The sequence below is a fragment of the Olsenella profusa DSM 13989 genome (assembly GCF_030811115.1).
Lineage (GTDB): Bacteria > Actinomycetota > Coriobacteriia > Coriobacteriales > Atopobiaceae > Olsenella_F > Olsenella_F profusa.
This window is the reverse complement of record NZ_JAUSQK010000001.1, coordinates 537,028-552,507: the sequence shown is the minus strand read 5'-3', so window position 1 is coordinate 552,507 and position 15,480 is coordinate 537,028. Positions and strand designations below refer to the sequence as shown.

At 63.3% G+C, this 15,480-nt stretch carries 9 protein-coding genes; all 9 read left to right on the top strand.

The features are described 5' to 3' along the window. The first annotated feature begins 406 nt into the window (after positions 1–406). The 9 genes from ssnA (at position 407) to J2S71_RS02480 (ending at position 15,479) form a co-directional block, all read left to right on the top strand. Entirely contained in the window at positions 407–1,762 is a 1,356-nt protein-coding gene (ssnA, locus tag J2S71_RS02520) for a putative aminohydrolase SsnA (protein WP_307388565.1), read from the top strand. Between the two features lie 114 nt (positions 1,763–1,876). Then, complete coding sequence (gene ygfK / locus J2S71_RS02515) at positions 1,877–4,867, top strand: putative selenate reductase subunit YgfK (protein WP_307388563.1); 2,991 nt, start codon at positions 1,877–1,879, stop codon at positions 4,865–4,867. A gap of 80 nt (positions 4,868–4,947) precedes the next feature. Further along, positions 4,948–7,731, top strand: a complete 2,784-nt coding sequence (xdh, locus tag J2S71_RS02510) for a selenium-dependent xanthine dehydrogenase (RefSeq protein WP_040651386.1) — start codon at positions 4,948–4,950, stop codon at positions 7,729–7,731. Positions 7,732–7,909: 178 nt separating this feature from the next. Next, positions 7,910–9,100 (top strand): diaminopropionate ammonia-lyase, encoded by a 1,191-nt coding sequence (dpaL, locus tag J2S71_RS02505; protein WP_307388562.1) that lies wholly within the window; start codon positions 7,910–7,912, stop codon positions 9,098–9,100. 125 nt (positions 9,101–9,225) lie between these two features. Continuing rightward, positions 9,226–10,608: a uracil-xanthine permease family protein gene (locus tag J2S71_RS02500; RefSeq protein ID WP_021725729.1), complete on the top strand. Its 1,383-nt coding sequence runs from the start codon at positions 9,226–9,228 to the stop codon at positions 10,606–10,608. A 239-nt stretch (positions 10,609–10,847) separates the two neighbouring features. Then, positions 10,848–12,230, top strand: coding sequence for a YgeY family selenium metabolism-linked hydrolase (locus J2S71_RS02495; RefSeq protein ID WP_021725754.1), 1,383 nt, complete (start codon positions 10,848–10,850; stop codon positions 12,228–12,230). 75 nt (positions 12,231–12,305) lie between these two features. Beyond that, positions 12,306–13,508, top strand: coding sequence for a knotted carbamoyltransferase YgeW (ygeW, locus tag J2S71_RS02490; RefSeq protein ID WP_021725735.1), 1,203 nt, complete (start codon positions 12,306–12,308; stop codon positions 13,506–13,508). 5 nt (positions 13,509–13,513) lie between these two features. After that, positions 13,514–14,455: a carbamate kinase gene (gene arcC / locus J2S71_RS02485; RefSeq protein WP_040651400.1), complete on the top strand. Its 942-nt coding sequence runs from the start codon at positions 13,514–13,516 to the stop codon at positions 14,453–14,455. A gap of 73 nt (positions 14,456–14,528) precedes the next feature. Beyond that, the gene (locus tag J2S71_RS02480; RefSeq protein ID WP_198009583.1) at positions 14,529–15,479 is read left to right on the top strand and encodes an NTP transferase domain-containing protein; all 951 of its coding nucleotides are present in this window, start codon (positions 14,529–14,531) and stop codon (positions 15,477–15,479) included. Position 15,480 lies beyond the last annotated feature (1 nt).

The following is a 15,480-nucleotide window of genomic DNA, read 5'->3' as shown; positions in this document are numbered from 1 at the left end:
CCGAGAACAAATCCAGTTAGAAATTGGATTCAGCCAAGCAACGTGTCTTGCGATGGACGCTTTGAGCCAACGTTGTACATCGAAAAATATAACGTTACCGCCCACACCGGCAATCGACCGTACGCCGATGTTTTACAGACCGCGATGCGGTAGACGCAATTTTGAAGCAAAATGTTTGTCAGGTTCTATTACAAGATGTGCGAGGAATCGCCAGATGGGTGATTCACAGGGAGAGGTCATGGGGGGAATGCCCTGTACCTGCGCTTCATTTGCAACTGGGTAGTCGGGTGCCCATGTGGTGCAGTCGCGTTCGCGTAACGCCCGGCCGTCACGGCATGAGAGGGCCGCGGCGAACACAGGTTGGGCCGTAGCTGATCTGCGGCATGTGGCAAGGAGGAGAGGCCCTATGCTACTTGTTGGAAACGGTCGGGTCGTAACCAGGGATCCCGAGAAGCCCTTCGTCGAGGACGGTGCCGTTGTCATCGACCGCGACAAGATCGTGGCCGTTGGCACGCGTGCGGAGATGGACGCCGCCTATCCCACGGCCGCGTTCATTGACGCCCATGGCGGCCTCATCATGCCCGGTCTCATCAACTGCCACACCCATATCTATTCCGGACTGGCGCGCGGCCTCGCCATCAGGGGGTGCAATCCCACCAACTTCCTCGAGAACCTCGAGCAGCAGTGGTGGAACATCGATCGCCACCTCACACTTGAGGGCACGCGCGCCTGCGCATACGTGACCATGATGGAGTCGTTCCGCAATGGCGTGACCACCATCTTTGACCACCACGCGAGCTTCTGCCAGATCCCCGGGTCCCTCTTTGCCATCAAGGACGTCGCGCAGGAGATGGGCATGCGTGCCTGCCTGTGCTACGAGGTCTCAGACCGTGATGGCAAGGAGAAGCTCGCCGAGTCCATCCAAGAGAACGCCGACTTTGCCCGCTGGGCTGCCAACCAGGACTCTGACATGATTGCCGCCATGTTCGGCGGGCACGCCCTCTTCACACTGTCGGACGAGACGCTCGACCGTATGGCAGAGGCCAACAACGGCCTCACCGGCTTCCACATCCACGTGTGCGAGGGCATGGATGACGTCTATGACTCCGCCCAGAGGCACGGCTGCACCTCGATCCACCGTCTCCTTGACCATGGCATCCTGGGCGAGAGGACCATGCTCGGCCACTGCATCCACATCACCCCGGCCGACATGGACGTATGTGCCGAGACCCATACCAAGATCGTCAACAACCCGCAGTCCAATGCCAACAACGCCGTGGGCACCGCGCCGGTGCTCGAGTTCTTCAAGCGCGGCATCACCGTGACCATGGGAACCGATGCCTACACCCACGACATGCTTCAGTCCCTCAAGGCCTTCGTGCCGCTGCAGCGCCTCAACTCCGCGCTGCCCAACGTGGCCTGGGGTGAGGCCATGACCATGCTCTTCAAGAACAATGCCGAGGCCGCGAACGTGTACTTTGCAACCAAGCCGCAGGGCAAGCCCCTAGGCGTGCTTGCGCCCGGTGCCGCGGCGGACGTTGCCGTGTTCGACTACCCCGCGCCTACGCCCATCGGTGCGGAGAACATCGATGGCCACATCCTCTTTGGCGTCGAGGGACACGACTGCCGTACTACCATCGCGAATGGCCGCGTGGTCTACCGCGACCATACGTTCACAGACATTGACAAGGAAAGGATCGACGCCTTCGTGCTCGACCAGGCAAAGAGGCTCTGGGGAGAGCTTAACGGCTGCGAGTACTAGGTGTCTTTCCGGCAGTGGCATCCTTCGGGCGCCACTGCCATGACGTGCGCGGATCCCGTGGCGCCGCGCGCGCCTCACGTCCCCACGGAAATGCGTTTCTGGAGAGGAATCGCAATGAGCGACATCATGCGCCCCATTCCGTTCGACCAGCTCATGGACTGGATCCTAACCGAGAAGAAGGCCCAGGGAACCGTCTTTGGCGAGTCTCGCCTTGCCAAGCTCGGCGGTCATGCCCGTCCCATCTTTGGCGAGAGGGTCGAGTCGCCCGTTGGGCCGGCGGCGGGCCCCAACACCCAGCTTGCCCAGAACATCATCGCCTCCTACGTTACCGGTGCCCGCTTCTTCGAGCTCAAGACCATCCAGAAGATGGATGGTGCCGAACTTTCCGCCTGCGTGAACAAGCCCTGCATCCTCGCAGCCGATGAGGGCTACAACTGCGAGTGGTCCACCGAGCTCACCGTACCCGATGCCTTTGATGAGTACGTCAAGGCCTGGGTTGCCTGCAAGCTCCTCGCGCGCGAGTTCGACTTGGGCGGCCCGGATGGCTTTGTCTTCAACATGTCGGTTGGCTACGACCTTGAGGGCATCAAGGGCGAGAAGGTCGACACCTACATCGACAGCATGAAGAATGCCTCAGACACCCCCGTCTTCCAGGAGGCCATTGCCTGGGCCAAGGCCAACCTCGATCGCTTCCAGAACGTTGACGCCGCCTTTGTCGACTCCATCTCGCCGCATGTGTCCCGCTCGGTTACCGAGTCCACGCTTCACGGTTGCCCGCCCGCAGAGATCGAGCGCATCGCGACGCACCTCATCGCCGAGAAGGGCCTGAACACCTACATCAAGTGCAACCCCACGCTTCTGGGCTACGAGTATGCCCGCAAGACCCTGGACTCGCTGGGCTTCGATTACATCGTCTTCGACGAGCACCACTTCAACGAGGATCTGCAATGGGCAGATGCCGTACCCATGCTCCGGCGCCTTATCGCCCTGGCAGCCGAGTGCGGCGTGGAGTTTGGCGTCAAGCTCACCAACACCTTCCCCGTTGACGTCACCCGCTTTGAGCTTCCCAGCGACGAGATGTACATGTCCGGCCGCTCGCTCTACCCGCTCACCATCTCGCTTGCCAAGCGCATCGCCGACGAGTTCGAGGGCCACCTGCGCATCTCCTTCTCCGGCGGCGCGGACGCGCTGAACGTCCGCGCGCTCGTCGACGCCGGCATCTGGCCGGTCACCATGGCGACAACGCTGCTCAAGCCGGGTGGCTACCAGCGCCTGGTCCAGGTTGACGAGTCTCTCTCCGGCATCGATGACGCCCCGTTCTCGCGCGTTGACCTCGCCAAGGTTTCCGCCATCGTGGACGACGCCCTCACCAATCCCCGCTACCGTAAGCCCGTCAAGCCCATGCCCGAGCGCCACGTGGGCCACGACCTGCCGCTCATCGACTGCTTCACGGCACCCTGCCGCGAGGATTGCCCCATCGAGCAGGACATCCCGGGCTACCTGCGCGCCTGTGGGGAGGGCCGCTATGCCGACGCCCTCCGCATCATCCTCGAGCGCAACGCCCTGCCCTTCACGACGGGCACCATCTGCCCGCATACCTGCGGCGACTCCTGCATGCGCAACTACTACGAGGAGCACGTGCACATCCGCGAGTTCAAGCTCCTGGCTGCCGAGAAGGGCCTGGCCGAGGTGCTTCCCACCCTCTCCCCGCGTGGCACCGTGACCGACCGCAAGGTTGCCGTTGTGGGCGCTGGTCCCGCCGGCCTTGCCGCGGCATCGTTCCTCTCGCGCGCGGGCGCCGACGTCATCGTGTTCGAGCGCACCGGTGAGCTCGGTGGCATTGTGCGCCATGCGATCCCGGGCTTCCGCATCTCTGACGAGGCCATCGACCACGACGTGGAGCTCTGCTCGGCCTATGGCGCCACGTTCAAGACGGGTGTCGAGGTCACCAACGCGCGCGACCTTCTCGACCAGGGGTTTAGCGATGTCGTGGTGGCCATTGGAGCTTGGGCGTCAGGCCGTCCGGCGCTCCGCAGCGGCGAGGCGCTCGACGCCATCGACTTCCTCCGTGACTTCAGGGACGATCCTGCGCAATGCCGGCTTGGCACCGACGTCGTGGTCATTGGCGGTGGCAACACGGCCATGGACGTGGCGCGTGCCGCCAAGCGCGTGCCCGGCGTCGAGCACCTGCGCCTGGTCTATCGCCGTACCCGCCGCTACATGCCCGCCGACGAGGAAGAGCTCGTCATGGCACTCGAGGACGGCGTGGAGCTCATGGAGCTCCTCTCGCCCGGCGACCTTGCCAACGGCGTGCTGACCTGCGAGGTCATGCGCCTTGGCGCGCCGGACGCCTCTGGTCGTCGCGCCCCCGAGCCTACGGGCGAGACCGTGAGCGTGCCCGCCACCGCGGTCATCACCGCCGTTGGCGAGCGTATCGAGCAGGGGCTTTACCTGGCAACGGGCTGCGATCTTGACGGGAAGGGCCGCCCCGTGGTGAGCGACTCCCTCGAGACCAGCGTGCCGCACGTCTTTGCCGTAGGCGATGCGCGCCGCGGCCCCGCTACCGTGGTCAAGGCCATCGCCGATGCCATGACCGTCACGCGTGCCATCTCCGGCGCCTCCTTTGATGGCATGGGGGAGTCCAACGTTGACCTCAGCTACGAGTCGTCGCTTGTGTCGCGTGGCAGCCTCGAGGCCGACGTCCAGTCGCTTGCCCACACGCGCTGCCTTGGCTGCGTAACCGTGTGCGAGACCTGCTGCGAGGTCTGCCCCAACCGTGCCAACGTGGCCGTCCGCGTACCCGGCATGCGCGAGCGCCAGATTGTCCACGTGGATGGCATGTGCAACGAGTGCGGCAACTGTGCCGTGTTCTGCCCGTACTCCGAGGGTCGCCCGTACAAGGACAAGCTCACGCTCTTCTGGAGCCGCGAGGACTTCGACGACTCCACCAATGAGGGCTTCCTGCCTGCCGAGGGCGGTATGCTCGTGCGAGTGGATGCCGATGAGGGCACCTTCGATGTGGACGACCTCTCATGCGGCCTGCCCGAGTCGGTCCGTAAGACCATCGTCGCAGTGCGGAACACCTATTCGTACCTACTTAGCTGATGCATGCCGTGCGAGCCTCCCGCAGACATGGGAAGGGCGGCCGCATGGTGGCTGTGACACCGAGAGAAGAGGATGGGAACATGGCAGAGACTTACACGTTCACCGTCAACGGCACGAAGGTGTCGACTCAAAAGAACAAGCGACTCCTGCGCTTCCTGCGTGATGACCTGCACCTGACATCCGTGAAGGACGGGTGCAGCGAGGGGGCGTGTGGAACCTGTACCGTTGCCATAGATGGCGTCGCCAAGAGGGGCTGCGTCATCTCCACCAAGCAGCTTCAGGGATGCGAAGTCCTTACCGTCGAGGGGCTCACGCACGACGAGCGGGAGGCCTTTGTCTATGCCTTCGGCACGGTGGGTGCCGTACAGTGCGGGTTCTGCACCCCGGGAATGGTCATGAGCGGGTCGGCCCTCTTGCGCAGGAACCCCAGCCCCACCGAGGACGAGGTCAAGCAGGCCATCAAGGGAAACATCTGTCGCTGCACCGGTTACAAGAAGATCATCGAGGGCATCTTGCTGGCCGCTAGGATCCTGCGTGGCGAGGAGGCCATTGACGGGTCCCTCGAGCGTGGTGACGACTATGGTGTGGGCAAGCGGGCCTTTCGGGCGGATGTGCGCTGCAAGGTGTTGGGCACGGGCAAGTATCCTGATGATTACAACGAGCTCGACTTTCCGGACATGTGTCACGCCTCGGCCGTTCGATCCACATATCCTCGCGCTCGTGTCCTGTCCGTCGATGTGAGTGAGGCCGAGGAGCTTCCCGGCGTCGTGGGCGTGCTCACGGCCAAGGACGTTCCCGTCAACCAGGTGGGGCACCTTATCCAGGACTGGGACGTCTTCATTGCCGAGGGAGACATCACGCGCTGTGTGGGCGACGCCATCTGTCTCGTGGTCGCCAAGGATGAGGGGACGCTTGAGCGGGCTAAGAGGCTTGTGAAGGTAGCGTATGAGCCCCTCGAGCCCGTGCGAGGCATCGCAGAGGCCAAGGCTCAGGGGGCACCGCTCATCCACGACAGCTTCCTTGCCTTTGGCAAGATCGTGCAATTGCACGATAACGTGTGTCAGAGTCGTCATGTGACACGCGGGGATGCGAAGGTGGCGCTGGCACACTCCGCTCACGTCGTGACCAAATCGTTCAAGACGCCCTTCACGGAGCACGCCTTCCTGGAGCCCGAGTGCGCCATAGCCTTCCCCTACGAGGACGGCGTCAAAATCATCAGCTCCGACCAGGGGGCCTACGACACGCGCAAGGAGGTTGCCCACATGTTGGGCTGGGATGACACCCCAGAGCGTGTGGTGGTCGAGACCGCGCTGGTGGGCGGCGGCTTCGGAGGTAAGGAGGACGTCACGGTGCAGCACGTGGCCGCCCTAGCGGCCCTGCGCTTTGGCTGCACCATCAAGTGTAAGCTGAGCCGTCAGGAATCCATCAACTTCCACCCCAAGCGCCATGCCATGGAGGCCACATTTACGCTTGGCTGCGACGAGGATGGCATTCTCACTGGCCTAGATTGCGAAATCAACTTTGATACCGGTGCCTATGCCTCGCTGTGCGGCCCCGTGTTGGAGCGCGCCTGCACCCATGCCGTAGGCCCCTACAAGTATCAGAACACGGACATCAGGGGCTTTGGCTACTATACCAACAACCCGCCTGCCGGTGCGTTCAGGGGCTTTGGCGTATGTCAGAGCGAGTTTGCCCTCGAGTGCCTCATGGACCTGCTTGCGGACGAGGTGGGCATCAGCACCTGGGAGATGCGTTATCGCAATGCGATCGAGCCGGGTGACGCCCTGCCCAACGGTCAGCTTGCCGATGAGTCGACGGCCCTCAAGGAGACCCTCATGGCGGTGAAGGACGCCTATGAGCGGAACGCTGACAGGTGCGGTATCTCCTGCGCCATGAAGAACGCGGGCGTGGGCGTTGGCCTGCCCGACGCCGGACGCTGTACGCTTCGGGTCGAACACGGCCATGTGGTGATCTATTCGGCCACGTCCGACGTCGGACAAGGCTGCAACACCATCTTCCTGCAGGACGTCGCGGAGGCCGTGGGACTGCCCAGATCCCTCATTGAGAATGGCGAGTGCTCCACGGAGTATGCTCCAGACTCGGGGACGACCTCGGGCTCGCGACAGACCGTCATTACGGGGGAGTCCGTGCGTGGGGCAGCCTTCCTGCTGCGTGACGCCATGCTTGCCTACGAGCGGGACGGGACACTTCCCGTGACGCCCCTGCGTGCGAAGGGGAATGGCATCAGGGCGACGCTTGAGGATGGTACACCCGTGTCGGCCGACCCCGATGAGCTCATTGCCGGCAGGGGGCACCATCCCATGCGTCCCGTGGAGGACCTTGCCGCCCTCGAGGGCCGTGAGTTCTTCTACGAGTACTTTGAGCCCACGGATAGGCTGGGGGCCGACAAGCCCAATCCCAAGAGCCACATCTGCTATGCCTATGCCACCACGGTTGCCGTGCTCGATGAGGATGGCAAGGTGAGCGACGTGTATGCGGCGCATGACTCCGGCAAGGTGGTAAACCCCACCGCCATCCAAGGCCAGATCGAGGGCGGCGTGCTCATGAGCATGGGCTATGCGCTCACGGAGGACTTCGTGCTCAAGGACTGTGTCCCCAAGGTGCGCTTTGGCACGTTGGGACTGCTTCGGGCCACGCAGATCCCCAACATCCATGCCATCTATGTGGAGGGGGAGCACCTGCTGCCTGTGGCATACGGTGGCAAGGGCATTGGAGAGATCTCCTCGATTCCCACTGCCGGCGCACTACAGAACGCCTACAGGCGCCTTGATGGCCGGCTGCGCACCGAGCTGCCCCTGCGCGATACGCCCTACGCAAAGAGGTCCCGCAGGGCGGTGTCATAGATGGCGTGGTGGCAGGCATATGCAGGCAACGTGCGACCGTCTCATGCGTGTGCCTGTACGAACGGATTATGCCCCGCTTCAGGGGATGCAAGGCAGAGTGCTCTGTAGGCACCAATCGCAAGGCCACAAGTGCCTGGCAGGAAAGGATGTAGACATGAGACCACGCATGGAATGGGCCATGAACAGGATGCCCGGCAGTGGGGACACGAGACTTGCCATCATGGACTTGGGCAGCGTAAGAGAGGCTCAGCGCTTCCACAGGAGCTTCCCGCAGTACTCAGAGACGCCTCTGGCGAGATTGACGGGCATGGCGGAGCACCTGGGATTGGGTGGGCTCTATGTGAAGGACGAGAGCTACCGCTTTGGCCTCAATGCCTTTAAGGTGCTGGGTGGCTCGTTTGCTATGGCACGCTACATCGCTGACGAGACGGGCAGGGACATAGGCGAATGTGACTTCGGCTACCTGACGTCCGGCCAGCTGGCACAGGACTTTGGTCGTGCCACCTTCTTTACGGCAACGGATGGCAACCATGGCCGTGGGGTGGCATGGGCGGCGCATAGGCTGGGTCAGAGGGCAGTGGTGCGCATGCCCAGAGGATCGACAAGGGCACGTTTCGACAACATCGCCAAGGAGGGCGCCGAGGTTACAATCGAGGAGCTCAACTACGACGACTGCGTGCGCCTCGTCGCACAGGAGGCGGGCGAGACGGAGCATGGTGTCGTCGTGCAGGACACCGCCTGGGACGGATACGAGAGGATTCCGTCTTGGATCATGCAGGGGTATGGCACCATGTCCAGTGAGGCGGCCGAACAGCTGAGGCAGCTTGGGGTCAATCGTCCCACCCACGTGTTCGTGCAGGCGGGCGTGGGGTCGCTCGCGGGCTCCGTCGTCGGCTACTTCACGAACCTCTTCCCGGATGACCCTCCCACATTCGTGACCATGGAGGCAAGTGCGGCAGACTGCCTCTATCAGGGTGCACGGGCCGCCGATGGCAAGCCACGCACCGTGGGAGGAGACCTCAGCACCATCATGGCCGGCCTTGCCTGCGGCGAGCCCAACACGATCAGTTGGGACATTCTGCGTAACCACGTCTCCGCGTTTCTCTCCTGCCCAGACTGGTCGTCTGCCAAGGGTATGCGCATGCTTGCCGCGCCCGTCAAAGGGGATCCTGCCATCACGTCGGGCGAGTCTGGTGCCGTGGGCATGGGTATGATCGCCACCATCATGCAGGATGATGCCTACGTCGAGCTGCGTGAGGAGCTCGGGTTGGGCCTCAGGTCCCAGGTGCTGCTGTTCTCCACGGAGGGCGACACCGACCCTGTCCGCTACCGCGAGGTTGTGTGGGACGGGGCCTACGCAAGTGAGTAGGTCTGGGAGGGGGCACGACGGGCTGGGCTGCAGGGAGCCTTTACAGCCCGCTCCCTCCGAGGACGCGAGCCACTTACTGGTGGCTGCGCCTGGCAACTGCCCCCAACACACGAGAGAGGATCGGCATGAGTGAAAAGAAGATGCGGAAGGTGGCCGACGATGCTACCGGTCAGCTGTTTTGGCAAGATGGCAAGCCACCGGCGAGGCTCTTCGTCCCCCTCGCGTTGCAGCATGTTATCGCCGCCATTGTGGGCATCATTACACCGGCCATCATCGTTGGCTCCGCGTGCAGCCTGCCGGCGGATGAACGTACGCTGCTCATTCAGTCCGCCATGCTGTTTTCGGGCATCGTGACGCTGCTGCAGGCGCATCCCGTCTTTGGCCGCATTGGCTCGGGACTGCCTGTCATTACGGGAGCCTCCTTCGCGTTCGTTCCTGTGCTTAACACCATTGGTGGCACGTATGGCATTGCCGCCATCATTGGGGCCCAGTTTATGGGTGGCTTTGTGGCCATACTGTTTGGCGTGTTCCTCAGACAGATCAAGCGTCTCTTCCCACCCGTGGTCACGGGCACGGTGGTCTTTTGCATCGGGCTGTCGCTCTACTCCGTGGCTGTTGGCTACATGGCAGGAGGAACGGGCAGCCCCGACTTCGGTAGCGCCCAAAACTGGGTTGTCGCCCTGGTCACGCTGGTGTGCTGCATCATCTTCGGCAATTTTGGCAAGGGTGTGCTCAGGCTTGGCTCCCTGCTGTTTGGCATGCTCGTAGGCTATGCGCTGTCGTTTGCCCTCGGCATGGTGAACTTTGGTGGCCTAGGAGACGCCTCCTGGGTAGCGCTGCCCAAGGTCCTTCCCTTTGGCATCGAGTTTCAGCCGGATGCCCTGGTCTCCCTCGGCGCAGTGTTCATCATTGCCGCCGTCGAGATGATCGGCGACTTCTCTGCCGTTGCCAACGGTGCGCTTGGTCGCGAGGCAAGGCTGGGGGAGATTCGCGGCGGCATCCTCTGTGAGGGCATTGCCTCAACGATAGGCGCCCTGTTTGGTGGTCTGCCCACGGCCACGTTCGCCCAGAACGTCGGCATCGCCACGGTGACCAAGGTCGTCAACAGGCGCGTCTTCGCCTGCGCGGCGGGCATCCTCATCGCATGTGGCCTCATTCCCAAGTTCGCCGCCCTGCTGGACACTATCCCCATGTGCGTCATTGGCGGCGCAACGATCTCCGTCTTTGGCACCATCACCATGACGGGCATCAGGATTCTCACGAAGGGTGGGCTTACCGACCGTCGTGCGAGCATTGCTGGCCTGTCCGTCGCTCTGGGCATGGGCATCTCCATGGTCAAGGGGTCGCTAGGAGGTGCCGACATGCCCCCTTGGGTCACGAGCATCTTTGGCGGATCTGCCATCGTCGTCACCACGCTCGTGGCCATCACTCTCAACCTCGTACTGCCAGACCCCAACGGTGAGCGTGGTGCAGATGTCAGGGAAGAGGAGGAGCTGGGTGCGAAGTAGATCCCCATGCGGTCTGTGTGGCGTGCCCCTTGCAAGGCCCAAGGCGGGCGCTGCCGGACCCTACATGCCGCCCTGCCGTTAGGGACCTGCCGTTCGGGGCGCAAGGCGAGCCGCTCAGGGCAATGCCAGGGAGTTCTCCTGTAACGCTTGAATCTGCCCTGCGTAAGGCGCATGATGCATATACCAAACAAAAAGTTTGTATTAATACTTTTAGTATGGGACGTCTTGAGGAGGACCCAATGAAGGAACTCGACTACGACAAGATCAAGGAAGCGGCTCGTGCCTACAACGCGGACATGACCGCGTTCCTGCGCACCATGATCTCCCACCCCAGCGAGTCCTGCGAGGAGGGCGACGTCGTGGCCTGCATCAAGGCCGAGATGGAGAAGCTCGGCTTCGATGAGGTCAAGGTCGATGGCCTTGGCAACGTGATGGGCTTCATGGGCACGGGCGACAAGATCATCGCCATCGACGGCCACATCGACACCGTGGGCATCGGCAACCGTGACAACTGGGACTTCGACCCCTATGAGGGCTTCGAGGACGACCAGCTCATCGGTGGCCGTGGCGGCTCCGACCAGGAGGGCGGCGTCGCAGCTGCCACGTACGCGGCAAAGATGATGAAGGACATGGACCTCATCCCCGAGGGCTACAAGATCATGGTCGTGGGCACCGTCCAGGAGGAGGACTGCGACGGCATGTGCTGGCAGTACATCTACAACAAGGACGGCATCAAGCCCGAGTTCGTCATCTCCACCGAGCCCACCGACGGTGGCATCTACCGTGGTCACCGTGGCCGCATGGAGATTCGCGTGGACGTGAAGGGCGTCTCCTGCCATGGGTCTGCCCCCGAGCGCGGCGACAACGCCATCTACAAGATGGCCGACATCGTGAACGACGTCCGCGCCCTCAACAACAACGGCGCAGACGAGTCCACCTCCATCAGGGGCCTCGCCAAGATGCTCGGCCCCAAGTACAACCCCGACCACTACGAGGACGCGCGCTTCCTGGGCCGCGGCACCTGCACCGTCTCCCAGATCTTCTACACCAGCCCCTCGCGCTGCGCCGTGGCCGACTCCTGTGCCATCTCCATCGACCGTCGCATGACCGCTGGCGAGACCTACGAGTCCTGCCTCGAGGAGGTTCGCAACCTGCCTGCCGTCAAGAAGTACGGCGAGGACGTGAAGGTCTCCATGTACATGTACGACCGTCCCAGCTGGACCGGCGAGGTCTACGAGACCGAGGCCTACTTCCCCACGTGGATCAACAAGGAGAGTGCGCCCCACGTCAAGGCGCTCGTCGACGCGCACGAGGCCCTCTTTGGCGACAAGCGCATCGGCTGCCCCAAGTCCATGGACAAGCGCGAGGGCAGGCCCCTGTGCGACAAGTGGACCTTCTCCACGAACTGCGTGTCCATCCAGGGCCGCTATGGCATCCCGTGCGTGGGCTTTGGCCCCGGCGCCGAGTCCCAGGCCCACGCCCCCAACGAGGTCACCTACAGGCAGGACCTCTCCACCTGCGCAGCCCTCTACGTTGCGGCCGTGAACCTCTACGACCCCAGCCAGGCCACCGATGACGCCACCGAGTATCGCGGCACCCTGACGGGCAACGACATCAAGTAAGCAGGCACCTCAGAAACACAGACCGTGCGGTCACTGGGAAGGCCACCTCGCTCGCATCCAAAGAAGGGGAAACGAATGGACTCCACGTTCCGGAACTACCTCGGCCAGCTCGAGGAGCTCGACCATTCCAAGATGTACAACAATGACTTCCTGCACACCTGGGACAAGACCACCAACGAGCTTCGTGCGCTCTACCTGGTCGCCGATGCCCTGCGCAACCTGCGCGAGCGCAACGTCTCCACGCGCATCTTCGACTCGGGCCTTGCGGTCTCCAACTTCCGCGACAACTCCACGCGCACGCGCTTCTCGTTTGCCTCGGGCACCAACATGCTGGGCCTTCAGCTCCAGGACCTCGACGAGTCCAAGTCGCAGATCGCTCACGGTGAGACCGTGCGCGAGACCGCCACGATGATCAGCTTCATGGCCGATGTCATCGGCATCCGCGACGACAAGTTCATCGGCGAGGGCGACGCGTACATGAAGGAGGTCTCCGAGTCCGTGGCGCAGTCCTACGCCGACGGCATCCTCGATCACCGTCCCACGCTCGTCTCGCTGCAGTCCGACTCCGACCACCCCACGCAGTCCTCGGCCGACCTGCTCTATCTCATCAACGAGTTTGGTGGGCTCGACAACCTCAAGGACAAGAAGGTTGCCGTCACCTGGGCCTATAGCCCCTCATACGGCAAGCCCCTCTCCTGCCCGCAGTCGCTCATCATGCTGCTCACCCGCTTTGGCATGAACGTCACCCTGGCACACCCCGAGGGCTACGACCTCATGCCCGAGCTGGTCAAGCAGGCTGGCGCCTACGCCAAGGAGTCTGGTGCCACGTTCACCCAGGCCCACTCCATGGAGGAGGCCTTCGAGGGCGCCGACATCGTGGTTCCCAAGAGCTGGGCTCCCTACGCGGCCATGGAGAAGCGCACCAAGCTCTATGCTGCCGGTGACTCCGAGGGCATCGACGTCCTGGAGAAGGAGCTTCTCGCCCAGAACGCCACGCACATGGATTGGCACTGCACGTCCGAGCTCATGTCCAAGACCGCAAAGGGCATGGACACCATCTACATGCACCCGCTGCCGGCCGACATCGAGGGCGTCTCCTGCGAGCATGGCGAGGTTGTGAGCGAGGTCTTTGACGTCCACCGCGATGGCCTGTACAAGGAGGCCAGCTACAAGCCGTACGCCGTGGCAGCAATGATCTTCCTGCAGAAGGCAAAGGACCCCGTTGCCATGCTCAAGGAGCTCGAGCAGCGCGGCCGCAGCCGTTGGGCGAGGGCGTAGGCATCATGGGACGAAGAGTCGTGGTCGCCTTGGGCGGCAACGCCCTGGGCGACAATCTTCCCGAGCAGATGGAGGCGGTGCGGGGCACCGCCAAGGCCATCGCCGACCTTGTGCAGGCGGGCAATGAGGTCGTCGTCGTGCATGGCAACGGTCCGCAGGTGGGCATGATCCAGGAGGCCATGACGCAGCTCACGCGTTTTGACCCCAAGCGCTACATTCCGTGCCCGCTCTCTGTGTGCGTTGCCATGAGCCAAGGATACATAGGCTATGATCTGCAGAATGCCATCCGCGAGGAGTTCGAGGACCGTGGCATCGACCATGGCGTGACGACGGTGCTGAGTCAGGTTGAGGTCGATCGCGATGACCCCGCCTTCCAAAACCCCACAAAGCCCATTGGCCCCTTCATGACAGAGGAGGAGGCCGAGCGTATGGTGGAGGAGCGTGGCTACCACGTGACGGAGGATGCGGGGCGTGGATATCGCCGTGTGGTGGCATCACCCCTTCCACGCTCCATCGTGGAGCTTGATACCATCCGCTCGTTGGTTGCGGCCGATCATGTGGCCATTGCCTGTGGTGGAGGAGGCGTTCCCGTGTATCGCACGGAGGGACATCACCTCAAGGGTGCCGCCGCGGTCATCGACAAGGATTTTGTGGCGGCGCGCCTTGCCGAGCAGATGGATGCCCAGGCGCTCGTCATCCTCACGGCGGTGGAGAAGGTTGCGATTCACTTTGGCATGCCCGATGAGCAGTGGCTTGACGAGCTGGGACCCGAGGAGGCTCGGCGCTATATTGATGACGGGGAGTTTGCTCCCGGCTCCATGCTCCCCAAGGTGCAGGCGGCACTCGAGTTCGCGTGCTCCGGCGCCGGGAGGTCTGCCCTCATAACCGAGTTGAGCCGTGCCGCAGACGGCATGGCGGGAAAGACCGGGACGAGGGTGCACGGATAGGCCGTGCGGGGCCGTGGTCTGAGGCTCCGCGGGAGAGAGAGGTGCCGTGACGCCGCGAACGGTCGCATACCTCATGGATTCGCAAGGGAACCGTGCCTTTGGGCCCGGCCCCTACCGGCTTCTTGCTGCCGTGCACACTGAGGGCAGCCTTGCCGCCGCAGCCCGGTTCCTGGGTATGAGCTATACCAAGGCACTGCACATCCTCAGGCGTGCGGAGGCGGGCGCGGCCACGCCCCTGCTCGTGCGCCGAACGGGAGGCGAGGCGGGGGGCAGCTCGACGCTCACGGAGGCGGGGGAGGCCCTTCTTGCCCGTTACCATCTGTGGAGCGATGCCGTCGCTGCCGAGGGGGCACGTCTTAAGGGCATCGCCTTTGCGGGCTTGGACGAGACGCCACGCCTGGGCTGCGTGGTCATGGCCTCGGGACAGGCCCGACGCTTTGGCAGGCAGAAGCTCCTGGAACCGCTCGGAGGCAAGCCCATGCTCGAGCATACGCTCGATGCCCTTGCCGATGCGCGTCTCGAGACGGTCGTGGTCACGCGTTCGCGAGCGGTCGTCGCTCTGTGCGGAGGCCGCGGCGCGTGGTGCGTCATACACGGGGGCGCGTTCCAGAGCGACACGGTGCGCGAGGGCATGCGGGCACTGGGGAGGCGGACGGGCTACCTCTTTGTGGTGGGCGACCAACCACTGCTTGCGCGCCAGAGCGTTGCCCGCATGCTTGACGAGCATGCCCACCATCCCGATGCCATCATCCGCCTGTCCTGGCAGGGGGAGGCGGGAAGTCCCGTGCTCTTTCCTGGGTGGCTGTCTCCCGCCCTCTCCGCACTTTCGGGGGACTGCGGGGGCCTTGCGCTCCTGAGAGAGAACCCCGTCCTCTGCCATCTGGTGCGCACCGTTGAGGCGGCGAGCCCCGAGGAGCTATGGGACATAGACACACCAGAGGGCCTTGCGCGCGTTGATGCCGTGTGCGGAGGGGATGCAGCTTGTGGCTCGGGCACGGGCAGTCGACTTCAAGGGGATGAGTGAC

What these genes read in the sequence shown, in the direction of transcription:
- ygeW (WP_021725735.1), top strand. Translation starts at nt 12,306, where the DNA reads ATGGACTCCACGTTCCGGAACTACCTCGGCCAGCTCGAGGAGCTCGAC.
- J2S71_RS02500 (WP_021725729.1), top strand. Translation starts at nt 9,226, where the DNA reads ATGAGTGAAAAGAAGATGCGGAAGGTGGCCGACGATGCTACCGGTCAG.
- dpaL (WP_307388562.1), top strand. Translation starts at nt 7,910, where the DNA reads ATGAACAGGATGCCCGGCAGTGGGGACACGAGACTTGCCATCATGGAC.
- J2S71_RS02480 (WP_198009583.1), top strand. Translation starts at nt 14,529, where the DNA reads ATGGATTCGCAAGGGAACCGTGCCTTTGGGCCCGGCCCCTACCGGCTT.
- ygfK (WP_307388563.1), top strand. Translation starts at nt 1,877, where the DNA reads ATGAGCGACATCATGCGCCCCATTCCGTTCGACCAGCTCATGGACTGG.
- J2S71_RS02495 (WP_021725754.1), top strand. Translation starts at nt 10,848, where the DNA reads ATGAAGGAACTCGACTACGACAAGATCAAGGAAGCGGCTCGTGCCTAC.
- ssnA (WP_307388565.1), top strand. Translation starts at nt 407, where the DNA reads ATGCTACTTGTTGGAAACGGTCGGGTCGTAACCAGGGATCCCGAGAAG.
- arcC (WP_040651400.1), top strand. Translation starts at nt 13,514, where the DNA reads ATGGGACGAAGAGTCGTGGTCGCCTTGGGCGGCAACGCCCTGGGCGAC.
- xdh (WP_040651386.1), top strand. Translation starts at nt 4,948, where the DNA reads ATGGCAGAGACTTACACGTTCACCGTCAACGGCACGAAGGTGTCGACT.